The following is a 14110-nucleotide window of genomic DNA, read 5'->3' as shown; positions in this document are numbered from 1 at the left end:
TTTCCCATTATTGTCTATCCGTTCTTTGTATAGTGGGAATTGGTATTAGTTTTAAATTTTCTTCTCAATATAGCCCGAATACCATTTTTCTGCATAATAATTTGCACTGTTTTCAAGTTGCAACTTTTACCTAAAGCCTTCAATTCAGCATGAATTTTAGGAGCTCCATATCTACATTTAGAAGCTTTTTTTGAATATCTGCTTTTATTTGCTGATTCTCTACTGCTTATTTTCCTTGTAGTCCACTTATAGTAGCAACTAGCAGATACATTCAAAACCCTACATAATTACTGCACTTTATAGTGTTTACTATGCTCTTTTATGAAAAAATATTTTACTCTTTTTTACTGGCCAGGGCTTTTTTTAAAATGTCTCTTCCTCTTGTTACTTTTGCTAACTCTTTCTGTAAATCAAATCTCTCTTTGTCATAAGGGGCCTTTGACTGGAAATGCGTATGCTTCTGACATTTTTCCATCATATTTTCTTACCCATTTACTTAACATACTGCCATCTATGCCTAGATCTTTTGCTATTTTTGTACTTCTGTTTCTTTAACCAGCTTAGCAGCTTCTAATTTGAATCCTGCTGTATATTCCCTTCTATTTGCCATATTTTGAAAAAACGTTTTATTTTACTCCAAAAACGTCTTAACTTTCTCTCTACTTTTTCTGGGTAAGGTCACTAGACACTTATGCAGCTGTGCATAGAATGACAGAAGAGACTTGCGTTAGATATTGTTTATTTACTTTCGATCTTTTCTATCAATTTTTTAACTAAGCCTCTTAGCTTTTTACTGGATTCATCAAGCTCTTGAATCTGCGAGCTATGCTCTTTCATTAGTTCCTTATAGTTACCTCTTATGTAGTCAATCATTTTCTTCATCTGAGCAATCATCTTGTTAACATCCATACTACCCAGATCAGGTACCATGCCAGGCATAGCCTCTTCTAACATACCGCCAGCCATAAGCTGCTGGGACATTTGCATAAATGGTTTTAAAGTCTGATTAAGCAATTCAGGATCCTTGGCTAATTTTTCTATTTGCTCTTTGCAAGTATCCATATACTGCTTCATAAATTCATCTTCTTGCCCTTTGTTTATCATAATATGTCTACCTAAAAATACGTATTCTTTATTATATATCGTTTTTAAATTAAAAACAATACAAAATACCTATCACAATTGCATTAATACTTTTTGAACAATAAAAAATGCTCCTTTGCTTACAAATGGTCACATACCTTCTTTAACCATTCCTTATCTTTTACGCTATTTTCTAAGTTTTCATAGACAAATTGATGATAGCTATTTATCCATTCAATTTCATCTTTAGTAAGCATTTGCACATCTATTAGCCTTCTATCATATGGAATGAAGGTCAGTTGTTTGAAATGTAAAAAGCTATTTTCTTGTCTGTCGACATACATCAGATTTTCAATTCTTATTCCATACTCTCCCGGAATGTAATAACCAGGTTCGTTGGAAAGTATCATTCCTGGTGTGAGTTTCACTTTATTGCCCTTTGATATTGCTTGTGGTCCTTCGTGTACTGATAGGTAACTTCCTACTCCATGCCCTGTACCATGCATATAGTCCATTCCAAATTTCCATAAATGTGTACGTGCCAATATATCCAATTCTCCACCAGTAGTGCCAGAAGGAAAGATGACACTTGCTATAGCAATGTGAGCTTTCAACACTATTGTATAGTGGGTTATTTGCTCATTGGTCGGATTACCAACCACTACAGTTCTTGTCACATCAGTTGTGCCATTAAGGTATTGGCCACCAGAGTCAATCAAATATAGTCCATCTTTCTGAATTGCTTTATTCGTTTTACTGCTTGCACGGTAATGAATAATTGCTCCATTTCCATTAAATGCAGAAATTGTTGGAAAGCTCAATTGTTTAAACAAATTCTGTTCTTTTCTGTATTCTAAAATCTTTTCTTCAGCTTCAAGTTCTGTACCAACATTATTTTCAAGCCAATGTAGAAAGTTTGTAACTGTCACTCCATCTCTGATGTGCGCATTTATAGCCCCAGCTATTTCAGTTTGATTTTTTACTGCTTTATAAATTAGACAAGGATCTTCTCTTTCAGCTACCTGCTTATCTTTTATTACAGCCATGATACTCATTGGAGTTGTGTTTGGATCTATAACTATTGAATTTAGCTTGTGCAGCGAATTTTCTAGCTCACTAATATCAAAAATATTTATATGATTGCCTAAATTTGCTTCTATAGTTGAATGTTCTTTATCTTGAATAAACAAATCAACATTACCGCTTTTATACAATATAGCACGGCCAAATATACATGGAGTATATTTGGCATTTTCATTTCTTAAATTTAATAGCCATGAAATTGAATTTGGATCAGTTAAAAGCACTGCTTCAGCTTCTTTATCTATGCTTTTAGCAACTTTTTCACATTTATTCTTGCTACTTTCACCAGCATATTTAATAGAATGTAAAACCACTGCTTGTTTTCGATAGTCACTTTTTTTTCCAGCTAAACAGGGTATTAATTTACAGATATTCTCATACTTTCTTATATCTTCTATGGTAAAATATTGCAAATAGTAACCTAGTGAGGTGGTCAATGTTAAGTTTGCTTTTACCCATTCGCGTGGATCCTCTTCTTGTATATTATATACTTGAAAATTGCCCCGATCGAGCTGATTGCGAGCTTGTGTGATATAGCGTCCATCCGTAAAAAATGGGCACTTGTTGTCTTTTGTAATGATAAGTAGCCCATTTGTTCCTGTAAAGCCACACAGCTTTGTTAGCTCCTCTGAATACTCATTTAAATATTCATCTTTAGTATGCAACATAAATGCGTCAACATTTGTTTCACACATAAAAGAACGAAATTCTTCGATTTTTGACATATACCTCACGCAAAACTAGCAGCTACTTTCGTTTTCTTATTCCTAAGGTACACTAATATGCTCACTATCGCTGCGGGAGTGATGCCTTGTATTTGCTTTGCAATGCCAATCGTCGCTGGTTTTATCGTCTGCAACTTTTCTATTACCTCACTTGACAGGCCTTTAACTTGTGAATAGTTAAAATCAATTGGAATTTGAGTGTTAATTTCCTCTCGTAAAAACTTCATATCTGCTTCTTGTCTTATTAGATAAGGTTTGTATTTTGCTTCAATTTCAACTGCTTCGCATATTTCATTCTTAGTTATGCTACCCATTGCGGCGTCATTCCAGTGCGTAACGCTGCTTTTTTCCTGGATCCTAGTGTCAGCTACTCGGATGACATGAGAGTGTCCTGAGATGACGGAAGAGGATCCAGTATCCGTTGTGCAGCGCGTGATGCTGCTTAACTCCGGCCATATTTCTTGTAATTTATTCCAGTCGATGTTTGGATAGCTGAGTAAATCTAGTGCCGTTTTTCTTATCCCATCATAAGATATTTTAATACCATAAGACCTAAGCTGCTCAGGAGTAATCGTCAGACTCCCTAACTTCTCTTCAAGCTGCTTAATGGATTTAAGTTTATTCTGTAAAACAGAGTATCTCTCATGCGAAACAAGGGAAATATCATAACCTTTTTGTGTTAACCTTCTGTCAGCATTATCTGACCTGATTGACAGCCTATATTCTGCACGGGAGGTAAATAATCTATAAGGCTCGATCACCCCTTTGGTGACCAGGTCGTCTATCATTACGCCAATATACGAATCTGTGCGGTGAAGAACAAAACTTTCTTTTTTGCCAGATGAGGAGAGTGCTGCGTTAGTGCCGGCAATAATTCCTTGCCCTGCTGCTTCTTCATATCCAGTAGTGCCATTAATTTGGCCGGCAAAATATAGACCTTTGACTTTCTTGGTTTCAAGAGTGTGATATAATTCCCTCGGATCGATATAATCATATTCTATTGTATAACCAGGCTTTAGCATTAAAGCATTTTCTAAACCTTTTATACTTCTTACTAGGTCGTGCTGCACTGCAATTGGTAACGCATTGGCTATACCATTTGGATAAACTGTAAAATCACTAAGCCCCTCAGGCTCCAGAAATATTTGATGACTCAGACGCTCAGGAAATCTCCTTACTTTTGTTTCAATAGAAGGGCAGTATCTTGGTCCTTTAACATCACTTGAATAATTTATAGACTTATCAAGACTCTCTCTAATTATTCTGTGTGTATTTTCATTTGTGTGCGTAATATAGCATGATATTTGTTGTGTATTGACTTTGCTTGATAAATAAGAAAAAGGAATAGGGGGATTATCTCCTTGCTGTTCTTGTAATATACTCCAGTTTATGGTGCTACCATCAATCCTAGGCGGAGTACCAGTGTTTAATCTTTCAAGCCTGAAATTATATCTTTTTAATGTATTTGCAAGTTCCACTGCAGACTTATCTCCCATTCTCCCTGAAGGGGTTGTTTGTTCTCCTATATGAATCACACCTTGCAGAAAAGTTCCTGTGGTTAAAACAACTTTGCTTGTTAGTATATGTTCTCCTGAGCTTGTTATTACAGCTTTAATGTATAATTCTCCATTGTTATTACTCTCTATAAGGAAATCGTCAACCGACTCTTCTTTTACCGTCAAATTGTTATAATTTAGAATAATTTCCTGTATTACTTGCTTGTATAATTTTCGGTCTGCCTGTGCACGTGGTCCCCATACTGCTGCACCTCTGCTGCTATTTAAAATGACTGAGTGTATGCTTGCTTGATCGATTGCTCTTCCCATTATTCCATCAAGAGCGTCAACTTCCCTGACTACAACACCCTTTGCAACTCCTCCAATTGCTGGATTGCAGGACATTTCTCCTATAGTTGAAATTTTATGAGTTATAAGCATCGTGTTTGCACCAAGGCGAGCTGCCGCAGCAGCCGCTTCGCACCCTGCATGACCACCACCTACTACTACTACGTCATATTTATGCATGCTTTTTTGAGTAATTCTACTCTACTAATATTCCGATTATCAACGGTTAATGTCAAATCTTGTTATTCCAATGTTACACACTGGAATAACAGAAACCTTACTTGATTAGCTTAAACTTTCTTCCTTCCCTTTTGAAGAAAAGCGCTCAACTATAGGAGAGATAATATAATCGTTCACTTTGTCAGCTACAAAGTACCCTGCAATTGGCGCTATTACTGCTATTGCTCCTATTGTTGCACCTGCTAAAACTGCAGATCCGGCTCTAAGCATTATACCAGGAGAAATAGCAGTTGCAGCTGCAGCAAGACCAACTCCAATTGCAGCGCTTATGGGTGCTGCAATACTGAAAACTGTACAACCTTTTTTAGAATCTACTACATCAGATTTGCACAGCAAACATCCTGCAAAAAAAATATAGCCGCTGCTGGAATTATAGAACCAACAATTCCACCTATGGCTAAAGGTGAAAAAGCTGTGACACTTAATCCCAAACCTGTAAGTGCCCCTATTGCAGTGCCTATTAATGATGCTCCAATCGCAAATATTAAAGTCTCTTCTTGTCTATACAACCCCCTTAATTAATTTTTTTGTAAGCTTTTAAAATCTCTCTATTATTATAATTAGATTAATTGAAACAGGCAAGTGATTTTGGAAAAAAAAAGCGGGAGAAGGGCCTCAACTTACAACCATTCCAGTACCCCCTCTTGTCATCCAAGTAGCCCCTTCTCCTGTCATCCGAGTAGCCTCCTTTTTTTGTCATTCCAGTGCGTGACACTGGAATCCAGCCTTTTCATAATCATCAAAACGTTGTATTTTAACATAAAACGGCTACTTTTACACTCACCAGCTTAGCTAGATCCCAGTGTGTGACACTGGTTCACTCTATAATAGTATCATCCGAGTAGCCCTCTTCTTATCATTCCAGTGCTTGACACTGGGCACTTTAGACAATGTTACAAAAAATAATATCATAGAATTCAATAGGATAATTCCTAGGCTCTGTGGACAAAAAATATGAAGAGGGAGAAAAAAGTGGTAGTTTAATCAAATGAACATAAAAATGGAGAAACTACCGAATGGAATATTATATAAAAGAAAGAAATTGGAAACAAATTTTAGAGTTCATAAAACAAAAAAAGCTCTTTTTGTCTGCTAATGTGCTATCAATTAGCGTCATAAAGATTTTAATTATTGACTCTCTCAAAAATCGCAAAAAGTACGTATATTTGTGAGAGCTTTTTACGTAAAAGCGGCGTTGTGAAAATAAAAACGCAAAATTTTTGCAACAAAGTTAGGTACGTTAGTTCATATCTAAATGTAGCAAAAGTAGGCTAATATAGCTGGTTTTGCGATATAGTAAATTATTATATAGAAAAGTTCGCACAGAACAAGCGGTAGACCAACTCATCCCAAAATAAACTCTTCTCACGGCCATTGGTTTTTAGCACTGGAAATGGTTGAATTGTTTAGATTGTTAATAATATACAATAATAAATTAATATTAATTTATTTAAGAATAACGAAGAAGAATTAAGGCAAATTTATAGAAACAATACAACTTGAGGCCAATATTACCCCTAGCATCGTAAGCCTTAAACATTCTTTTTAATTAATTTTTTATAGCCTTCCTTAACCCTACTCTTTCTTCATTAAAAATCTTACAATTCTGGCTAATATATGCTTTCATAAAAAATGATGCTACTATTAACTTGGTGGAGGTAAGATAGTCGTGGAAGAAAATGAAAAAAAGTTTATAAAATTCAGTTCCAGAAAGTGACCCAGATCATGCTGTAAAGCGCTTTCAGATTAAGGAATGGTATGAGCCATTTGGGGAAAAAGTCTTAATGAGTGCAGATCTTTCTTATGTTGCTGAAAAGCTAAATAATTTCTCAGATGCTAAATATTGGATGCACAGGCAATCTGGTGATTTTATTCTCAATAGAGCCTCTGTTGTAAATGAATTACTTGGCATAAAGAGAACAGACGATGAAGATCTATTAGATGACTACGACAGGTATCAAGTTGTTTGTTGGCTTTGCTCAGAGGAAAGTATACGTAAAAATTTTCCATCTCTAAAGCAATATCAAGGCGATTCAGAGTCAGAAGGGGAGTTTGTTACAGACACACTGAGTAGGTATTCTAGGCTGATGGAGTTCTGGTCACACTATATTCAGATAATGGATAAAAATGGTGACCTTATTTCAAATCCTAATGAGGAAATCCTAAATAACTTCAAAGAATTAATAGCAAAATATAATAAGAACTATCATAAAAACTTAGACTATAACACCCAAGTTGACTTATGGAAATATGGGTTTGAATGTGCAAAAAAAGAAGGGTGTATAGAAGCTCTTGAATTCTTTTTAGGTAAATTAGAAGGGAGAATAACACAAGATGAACGTGATGGAATTTTAATTGACACAGCACTGTATGCTACTTCCTCGGGTAGTTTCAATCTCAGGCATAGCAATGCTAATGTCATAGACTTTTGTCTTGCTAATCTAGGTGCTGATAAGTATAAGATGCTTCTGCAGAAAGATTTTGAGGTTCGTGGCAATTACTCTATATTAGACGAGTTAGAAGGTAGGTATTTGTTCGGGTATGTAAAAGAGTTAATTAGTTGTTTGGAGCCTGAGAATATCTCATTTGAGAAATATTCTATTCACTTGATTTCTGGGATAGGACGTCAAGTATGTGTGGCGCCTGATAAGAAATTAATGCAGGTAAGAGGTGATTTTTTAACGTGTATATGGGATAAAGAAGGTTTTGCAAAACATAGGGAATACTGTCTCAATAAATTAAGTAAAGGTGATCCTGGATTAATTAATATGTTATCAGAACTTTCCAAAGCTGGTGCATTTGAGCCTTTAGAGAAGATATTAGACTCTGCAACTAAAGCAGGGCGTAAGGAGATAGCCGAGTCATTTCGTATGTTACAGGAACCTTGTTGTGCTTTATACATTCAAGGCAGAAAAGATCTGTTGGATAAAGTTCTTGATGATACTAAATATAGTAATAATTTTGTAAGGGCTATAGAGGAAATTCTAAAACAAAATCCTGCTTACAAACAAAAATTGGATTGCGCGTGCAACCTACATAAGGAATTTAGAATAAAAGAATCTATGACAAAAATCTTGGAATTACTATTGGACTACGGGTTAAGTGATATTATAGATAAGAAAATAAATGAGTTCGAGCAAGCTAGTCAGGCTGGTGGCGATGTATCATCATCTTTAAATGATCTGAAGTCTACCGCTTCTATTCAAGCAGACGTATCTAAGTATAGAACACATTAAGGAGTGGTAATATGCCAGATGATAAAAAGGAGTTAATACAGCATCTTTTCGAGGCGAGCACTGCTAATAAAAAATTTCAAGAAAGATTTCAGTCATTCTTGGATCAAATACCAAAACCAAGTGGAGCTTCTGCTGCACCAGAAAAGGAAGGGTTCTTTATAAACTTCTTTCTTGGCATGTTCGCTAGTTTAAAGAGCACAGAACTTGCTGCAAAACTTGAGCTACAAAATTTGCATTTTCGGGAAGTTCAGGTAATTAGAAAAGATTTACATGTTATTGCAGAATTTGGAGAAGATAAGAAAAAACATCTTTTTGTTTTCTCAGAAAGCAAAGGCAAAAAGTCCAGTGCCAATTTGGAGGAAGAAATAAAGAATATAGGCGAGAATATAGGCAAAAATGTAGGAACTAAGGTTCTAATAGGTAGAGAAATACTTGAAGGAGAAGAAAAAAAGAAAAAAGAGGATCAGAGGTGGAAGTTTAAAGTCTTAGTAGAACATACAACAAGTAAGAACCCTGAAGTCAAATATTTTAAAAAAGTAGATTGCAAAGCAGATGAAAATTTAGAAGGCAGTATAGTTAAGTTAGCTACAGGTGACTTTCAAGATAGTATAGATGTTATTGAAAAGATAATTCAAGAAGCTAAAAAACTTTACTCTGACCTCAAAGGAAAAAATCTCGTACAAAATAGTAGCAAAGAAGCAGCACAACATGGCTTTATCAGTGGTATGTTGATAAACTTTCGTTATCGCTACAACTTGGAGTTATACTTAGAGTTATTAACAGGGAGGGGTATAGTGATATTATGTTGCTTGTAAGAGGAAAAGAGCGATCTTGGTCAGCTGTTCCTTTGGTAATGGAATTAAAGGCAGAGGGTAATGTAAATAATGCATTAACAGAAGCAGAAAGTTATGCTAGGGGATTGCGTCGTAATAAGATGCGCTTATTAACAAATGCTGATAAAGCTATTTGTGTAAGTATTAACCTTAATGAGCAGAAAAAATCATATAAAATTTCTGAAGTAGCATCTAAGATAAAAAGAAATGAAGAACCTATTATGCAATCCTTGTTTAATACGGTTTATAGTAATGAAGATACTCAAAATAGAATGGAAAATCTATTAGGCCAAGTATACTACACGTTTCCTTCAGAGCAATATACAAGAGATTACTTAAGTAGGTTCTTACTTGGACAGTTGCCTTTAGTAAAAAAGCCTAAAAAGGCAAAAGATATAAAAGTATGCTTATTTAACCACTCAGAAGCAGATATACAGGACCGTCTTACTACGTACATGATTGTTATTAAGGAACAAATCAATAAAAGCAAGATATTTATTTTTCATGTACAGGAAGCTGGTAGTGAAAAATTTAAGTATAACAAGTATTCATTTACTGAAGAAATATTAAATAAAATTGGCCTCAAACAAGGAGAAATTAGACAAGTCACTCAGGTATATGTAATGGGTTATGGAGAAACCGGACCTAGTCAATCAGCACCTTCACCTGGCACTTTTTATCAAAATAAAAACTTAGTAAAGGTTGAAAATAAAGATTCAAGGGAATACTTTGAAGGAACTTTTTCTTCTCAAGGGAGACAAACAAGATCTATCACATCTAAGAATAAGTTCAAAGGAGAGGTGCAACTAATCAATCCTGCACCTAAATTAATTGATAAATTTAGAGAAGCAATAAATTATCAACAAAAAGGATTAAGGGAAGAAATTAAAGGAAAAGAGAAAGAGTTAGGAAGAAATGACAATAAATTTGAGTTAGGTGCATATAAAAACTTGTTTGATGCAGTTAAAGAGTTAATGTGTGATGAAAATGGGAAACCAAAACAAAGTCTTGTATCAATAATTAGTAGTGAAAACAGGTTTAAAGCTTTTTTAGATGGGCTATTCACTGGATTAAGTGATTTGGATAAAGATAGAGTAATTGCTGTACTTACAGAATTTCAAGTTGGAGAAGGAGGTAGAGTTGATATTATGGTACAAGTTGTAGATAACGAAAATCCTGATGAAAAGAAAAAGATGGAAGAGCTAAAAGAATCTGTATCTGTGGGGTTTGAATTGAAGTACTCTGAAACAACAAAGGAGGTAGCTAGTGAAAAGTTAAAAGAAGCAAATAATCAGATAGAGGGATATGCAAGATCTCAAAATATCAAATCAATAACAGAAGGTGACAAGGTAGCGTTTATTGGAGTTGTTTTCAACAGCAATGCTGATAAAAGAGATAATTTGATACTAGTAAGCGAAAAGTTTATTGTGGCTGGTGTTCCGCACAGCTCGATAGAGATTATGGGTGGTCAATTATCTACATCAGCATCGGAAATAACATTAGGGGTAGCTAAGCTAGGTGTTAATGAGCCAAGTACATCTAGAGAAGTAAGATAATTATCATTAACAATAGTCATAGCTCTTAGAAGAGTTGGTTAAAGGAGCAATTAATTTATAACTGGTAATCTTAATACTGTTTATCCTGCTAGCGCTACTCGATTAAAGAATCAGTTACCAGGAACTACTTGCGGGACAGATGACAAACCTGAATCTTGTTTAAGTGGTGTAACAGTGAATAACCAATTAAAGAGATCACCAGATTTTAAGCTATTTCTTCCTGAAGTTGTTTTATTTCATCCACCGAAAGACCGGCAATCCGAGCGATAACATCTACAGAGACACCGGCCTTGAGTGAATTTTTAGCTGCTGCTATTTTAGCCTATTTTTCGCCTTCTTTTTTTCCCTTTTTCCTGGCCGATTTGGATGGCTTTTTTACCCATGAGCTGTATTGTTGTAACATTGTACAGTGAAATTTTCTGTTATCCAATCTGGTGCTTCTCTACCCTTTTCACGTGAATTCTGGATTAAAGGAGAATAGAAAAGGCAAGAAAACAGGGTAAACTCAGCAGTGATAAAAAAATAGATGAGGTTACCCATGGAAGATATAACAAAACTGTTTTGTTTGGTCGATGATTTTTGCAGAGATATAGAGAAAAATTTTGCAGATAAACTACTGCCAAATGGTAAAAAACCCACAAGAACAACGGAAATTGAGCACTACGAAATCATGACAATAATCCTGCTATATCAACAATCTCCGTGTAAAAATTTCAAAACTTTCTATCTACATTACCTAACGTTGCTCTACAAATCAGAGTTTCCAAAGTTGCCTTCATATACCAGGTTTGTTGCTCTCAAGCCTAGGGTTTTGTGGCATTTAGCAATGTTGTTGCATTGGCTTTGTGGACAGTCAGAAAACACTGGAATTTCATATATAGACACAACTCCCATTGCAGTTTGTCATGGAAAAAGAATATCCAAAAACAAAGTTTTTGCTGGAATTGCAAAATTAAGCAAGAGCACTTACGGCTGGTTTTTTGGTTTCAAATTACATATGCTAATCAATGAAAATGGTGAAATTCATGCACTTACGCTAACAAAAGGCAATGTTAATGATAGGATACCTGTGCCAAATCTGACGGAAAAATTAATCGGCCTTTTGTTTGGTGACAAAGGTTATATTGCAAAAGAGCTTTTTCAGAAGCTGTTTGACCGAGGTTTGAAACTTGTTACCAAGGTGAAAAAAGGTATGAAAAATACATTGATTTCGCTAAATGAGAAGATTTTACTGAGAAAAAGGTCTATCATTGAGACTGTTTTTGGTTACCTAAAAAATAGACTAGAAATTGAACACACTCTCGCCATAGATCCCCTGTTAATTTTTTGGTTCATATCTTTTCTACTCTCATTTCCTATTCCATCAAATCCACAAAGCCTTCTATTTCCTATACTTTCTTCCTTCCTTAATCCAGAATTCGCGTTTAAAGTAAATTTCAGTGGATTTCCAAGTGCATCAACAAGATGCATGTATCTTTGTTGTAAAGCCGCCTTTACTTCGCCCTAAAGCCTCTTGATCCTTGGAGTTTTTTGTATAACCAGCTGAACATTGGTGGGCTCTAACGATCGTACCATCGATTATGACAGCTTCTAAATCTGGCTCTTGTTTAGTGTACTCCAATAAATTCTTCCAAATATCCCTTTCGCACCACCTCTTAAATCGTTTATGTACGCTTCTGTAATGGCCATAGATTTTCGGCAAGATCCTCCACTGGCAACCACTTCGCGCAACATACCACACCGCTTCTATGAATATTCTTAAACGTTTTTCGTCTTTGCTGTGCATTCCTTTTACACTTTTTATGAACTCTGAAATTGTTTCCAATTTCCTTCTTTTATATAATATTCCATTCGGTAATTTCTCCATTCTTATATTCATTTGGTTAAACTACCACTTTTTTCTCCCTCTTTATATTTTTTGTCCACAGAGCCTAGCGATGGTGGCATATTGTCTATGGAGCAACAAAGTAGCGCACGACGAAAATAGGATCTGTGGTCTTGTAGTGATAGTGAGGTTTTATGAACTATATGCGGGAAGGTGCTGGCACATCTCCATTTACTTGCACTTCTTTCGTTTCCTCTACTTTGGTGTTAGGTTCTAATATTTTAGCTGTAGCACAAGATACCGCCCATGCTGCCGCCGCAACTATAACTACTGCTCCTATTATAGGATATAGCCCAAATGCGATTTTTTCTGTTACAAAAAGCGTTGTTGCTACAGCAGTGCCAAATAATATCGTTGAACAGAAGATAACAAAAGCTATTTTATTATTTTGGTCAAGTCGCTTCATCCTCTCTTCAGACCAAAGTGATTCCACATGCCGAATTATATAGTGATTTTTGTCAAAATCGATCGGAATTTTATTATCATTATTATTCGATAAAAGATCTGCTCTTTTTTCTATTAAAGTCTCAATTACCTCTTTACAGCCACGTCGAGCAGCCATATGTAAAGGAGTACATTTATCTTTATCCACTGCATTAACATCTGCTCCTGCTCCTATTAGAGTTTTTACTGTCTCTTGATCTCTACCATAATGCAAAGGAGTTTTTCCTTCTTTATCTTGTGCATTAACATTTGCTCCAGCTCTTATTAGAGCTTCTACTGTCTCTACCCCCTTAGCAAAATGTAAAGGGCTCCTTCCATATTTATCTGTTGCATTAACATCTGCTCCTGCTTCTACTAGAATTTTTACTATCTTTTTACGGGGAAAGTGAGTAGCTATATGCAAGGGAGTGCGTTCATCTTCATCTGCTGAATTAACACTTGCCCCTGCTCCTATTAGAGTTTTTACTGTCTCTTCACAACCATATTGGATAGCCGAATACAAAGGAGTACATTTATCTTTATCTGCTGAATTAACATTTGCCCCTCTTTTTAATAGAACCTTTGCTATTTGTGTGTGTCCATGCTCAGCAGCATAATGCAAAGGAGTTTTTCCTTCTTTATCTTGTGCATTAACACTTGCCCCTGCTCCTATTAGAGTTTTTACTGTCTCTTTACAAACATATTGGATAGCCGAATGCAAAGGAGTACGTTTATCTTCATTTACTGAATTAACATCAATTCCTCCTACCCCCAATAGAGCATTTACCACACCTTTTAGATTATTTTGAACAGCTAAATGCAATAATCCATTTTTTCTTATAAATGAGCAATTTACATTAAAATTAGTTTCACCCCACTTTTTATGCTCATATTTGCTTTCTTCCTCTAACCTCTTCTTTATTTTTTCAATTACATTATCTTTACTTAAATTTGTTTCTTTATCGATTGCACTTAATATTCTTTTCCACTGTTCATATTGCATTGTCATCACTCTACCTATGGCCTTAAATAATATTTATATTATAACATATTACGGCAAAAGTCAACTTCACTTAATTTTTATTAGTCAGCACACTAACTATGAAACAGTCTATATTACCATCAAAGACGGAATTTATATTCCCCACTTCATATCCGGTTCTTATACCAATTCCAGCTATATAAGTAACGAATAGACAATA

Annotated in this window: 9 protein-coding genes and 3 pseudogenes; 4 read left to right on the top strand and 8 right to left on the bottom strand. The window is 35.2% G+C overall.

What is annotated here, in order from left to right:
• Positions 1 to 47: 47 nt before the first annotated feature.
• From OPR24_RS06620 to OPR24_RS03795, 5 genes and pseudogenes are all read right to left on the bottom strand, one after another.
• Positions 48 to 610 (bottom strand): annotated as a pseudogene (locus OPR24_RS06620) (IS3 family transposase); the annotation flags it as partial.
• A gap of 128 nt (positions 611 to 738) precedes the next feature.
• Positions 739 to 1104 (bottom strand): hypothetical protein, encoded by a 366-nt coding sequence (locus OPR24_RS03810; protein ID WP_265032689.1) that lies wholly within the window; start codon positions 1102 to 1104, stop codon positions 739 to 741.
• A gap of 119 nt (positions 1105 to 1223) precedes the next feature.
• Positions 1224 to 2891 carry an aminopeptidase P family protein gene (locus OPR24_RS03805; protein ID WP_265032687.1) on the bottom strand — a complete coding sequence of 556 codons (1668 nt, stop codon included), beginning with the start codon at positions 2889 to 2891 and terminating at the stop codon, positions 1224 to 1226.
• A 5-nt stretch (positions 2892 to 2896) separates the two neighbouring features.
• Entirely contained in the window at positions 2897 to 4915 is a 2019-nt protein-coding gene (gene mnmG / locus OPR24_RS03800) for a tRNA uridine-5-carboxymethylaminomethyl(34) synthesis enzyme MnmG (RefSeq protein WP_265032685.1), read from the bottom strand.
• Positions 4916 to 5020: 105 nt separating this feature from the next.
• Entirely contained in the window at positions 5021 to 5311 is a 291-nt protein-coding gene (locus OPR24_RS03795; protein ID WP_265032683.1) for a hypothetical protein, read from the bottom strand.
• Positions 5312 to 6759: 1448 nt separating this feature from the next.
• On the opposite strand from OPR24_RS03795, the gene OPR24_RS03790 reads away from it, so the two are divergent.
• Genes OPR24_RS03790 through OPR24_RS03780 form a run of 3 tightly spaced genes read left to right on the top strand, consistent with a single transcriptional unit; the run spans position 6760 to position 10600 of the window.
• Positions 6760 to 8211 (top strand): hypothetical protein, encoded by a 1452-nt coding sequence (locus tag OPR24_RS03790; protein ID WP_265032681.1) that lies wholly within the window; start codon positions 6760 to 6762, stop codon positions 8209 to 8211.
• An 11-nt stretch (positions 8212 to 8222) separates the two neighbouring features.
• Complete coding sequence (locus tag OPR24_RS03785) at positions 8223 to 9026, top strand: hypothetical protein (protein WP_265032679.1); 804 nt, start codon at positions 8223 to 8225, stop codon at positions 9024 to 9026.
• Entirely contained in the window at positions 9014 to 10600 is a 1587-nt protein-coding gene (locus OPR24_RS03780) for a PD-(D/E)XK nuclease domain-containing protein (RefSeq protein ID WP_265032677.1), read from the top strand. The genes OPR24_RS03785 and OPR24_RS03780 overlap by 13 nt, the downstream gene beginning before the upstream one ends.
• 205 nt (positions 10601 to 10805) lie before the next feature.
• Here the strand turns inward: OPR24_RS03780 and OPR24_RS06615 are convergent.
• Positions 10806 to 10977: pseudogene (locus tag OPR24_RS06615) on the bottom strand (pyrimidine dimer DNA glycosylase/endonuclease V); the annotation flags it as partial.
• A 161-nt stretch (positions 10978 to 11138) separates the two neighbouring features.
• On the opposite strand from OPR24_RS06615, the pseudogene OPR24_RS03775 reads away from it, so the two are divergent.
• Positions 11139 to 12010: pseudogene (locus OPR24_RS03775) on the top strand (IS982 family transposase).
• A gap of 46 nt (positions 12011 to 12056) precedes the next feature.
• Here OPR24_RS03775 and OPR24_RS03770 read toward each other — a convergent pair.
• Positions 12057 to 12479 carry an IS5 family transposase gene (locus tag OPR24_RS03770; protein ID WP_265032675.1) on the bottom strand — a complete coding sequence of 141 codons (423 nt, stop codon included), beginning with the start codon at positions 12477 to 12479 and terminating at the stop codon, positions 12057 to 12059.
• A 145-nt stretch (positions 12480 to 12624) separates the two neighbouring features.
• Positions 12625 to 13911 (bottom strand): ankyrin repeat domain-containing protein, encoded by a 1287-nt coding sequence (locus OPR24_RS03765; RefSeq protein ID WP_265032673.1) that lies wholly within the window; start codon positions 13909 to 13911, stop codon positions 12625 to 12627.
• Positions 13912 to 14110: the final 199 nt, after the last annotated feature.

The sequence above is a fragment of the Wolbachia endosymbiont (group A) of Sicus ferrugineus genome (assembly GCF_947251515.1).
Classification (GTDB): Bacteria; Pseudomonadota; Alphaproteobacteria; order Rickettsiales; family Anaplasmataceae; genus Wolbachia.
This window is presented reverse-complemented; position numbering and strand designations above follow the sequence as displayed.

Coding starts and splice junctions, on each gene's coding strand:
- OPR24_RS03810 (WP_265032689.1), bottom strand. CDS start 1,104: ATGATAAACAAAGGGCAAGAAGATGAATTTATGAAGCAGTATATGGAT.
- OPR24_RS03805 (WP_265032687.1), bottom strand. CDS start 2,891: ATGTCAAAAATCGAAGAATTTCGTTCTTTTATGTGTGAAACAAATGTT.
- mnmG (WP_265032685.1), bottom strand. CDS start 4,915: ATGCATAAATATGACGTAGTAGTAGTAGGTGGTGGTCATGCAGGGTGC.
- OPR24_RS03790 (WP_265032681.1), top strand. CDS start 6,760: ATGAGTGCAGATCTTTCTTATGTTGCTGAAAAGCTAAATAATTTCTCA.
- OPR24_RS03785 (WP_265032679.1), top strand. CDS start 8,223: ATGCCAGATGATAAAAAGGAGTTAATACAGCATCTTTTCGAGGCGAGC.
- OPR24_RS03780 (WP_265032677.1), top strand. CDS start 9,014: ATGTTGCTTGTAAGAGGAAAAGAGCGATCTTGGTCAGCTGTTCCTTTG.
- OPR24_RS03770 (WP_265032675.1), bottom strand. CDS start 12,479: ATGAATATAAGAATGGAGAAATTACCGAATGGAATATTATATAAAAGA.
- OPR24_RS03765 (WP_265032673.1), bottom strand. CDS start 13,911: ATGCAATATGAACAGTGGAAAAGAATATTAAGTGCAATCGATAAAGAA.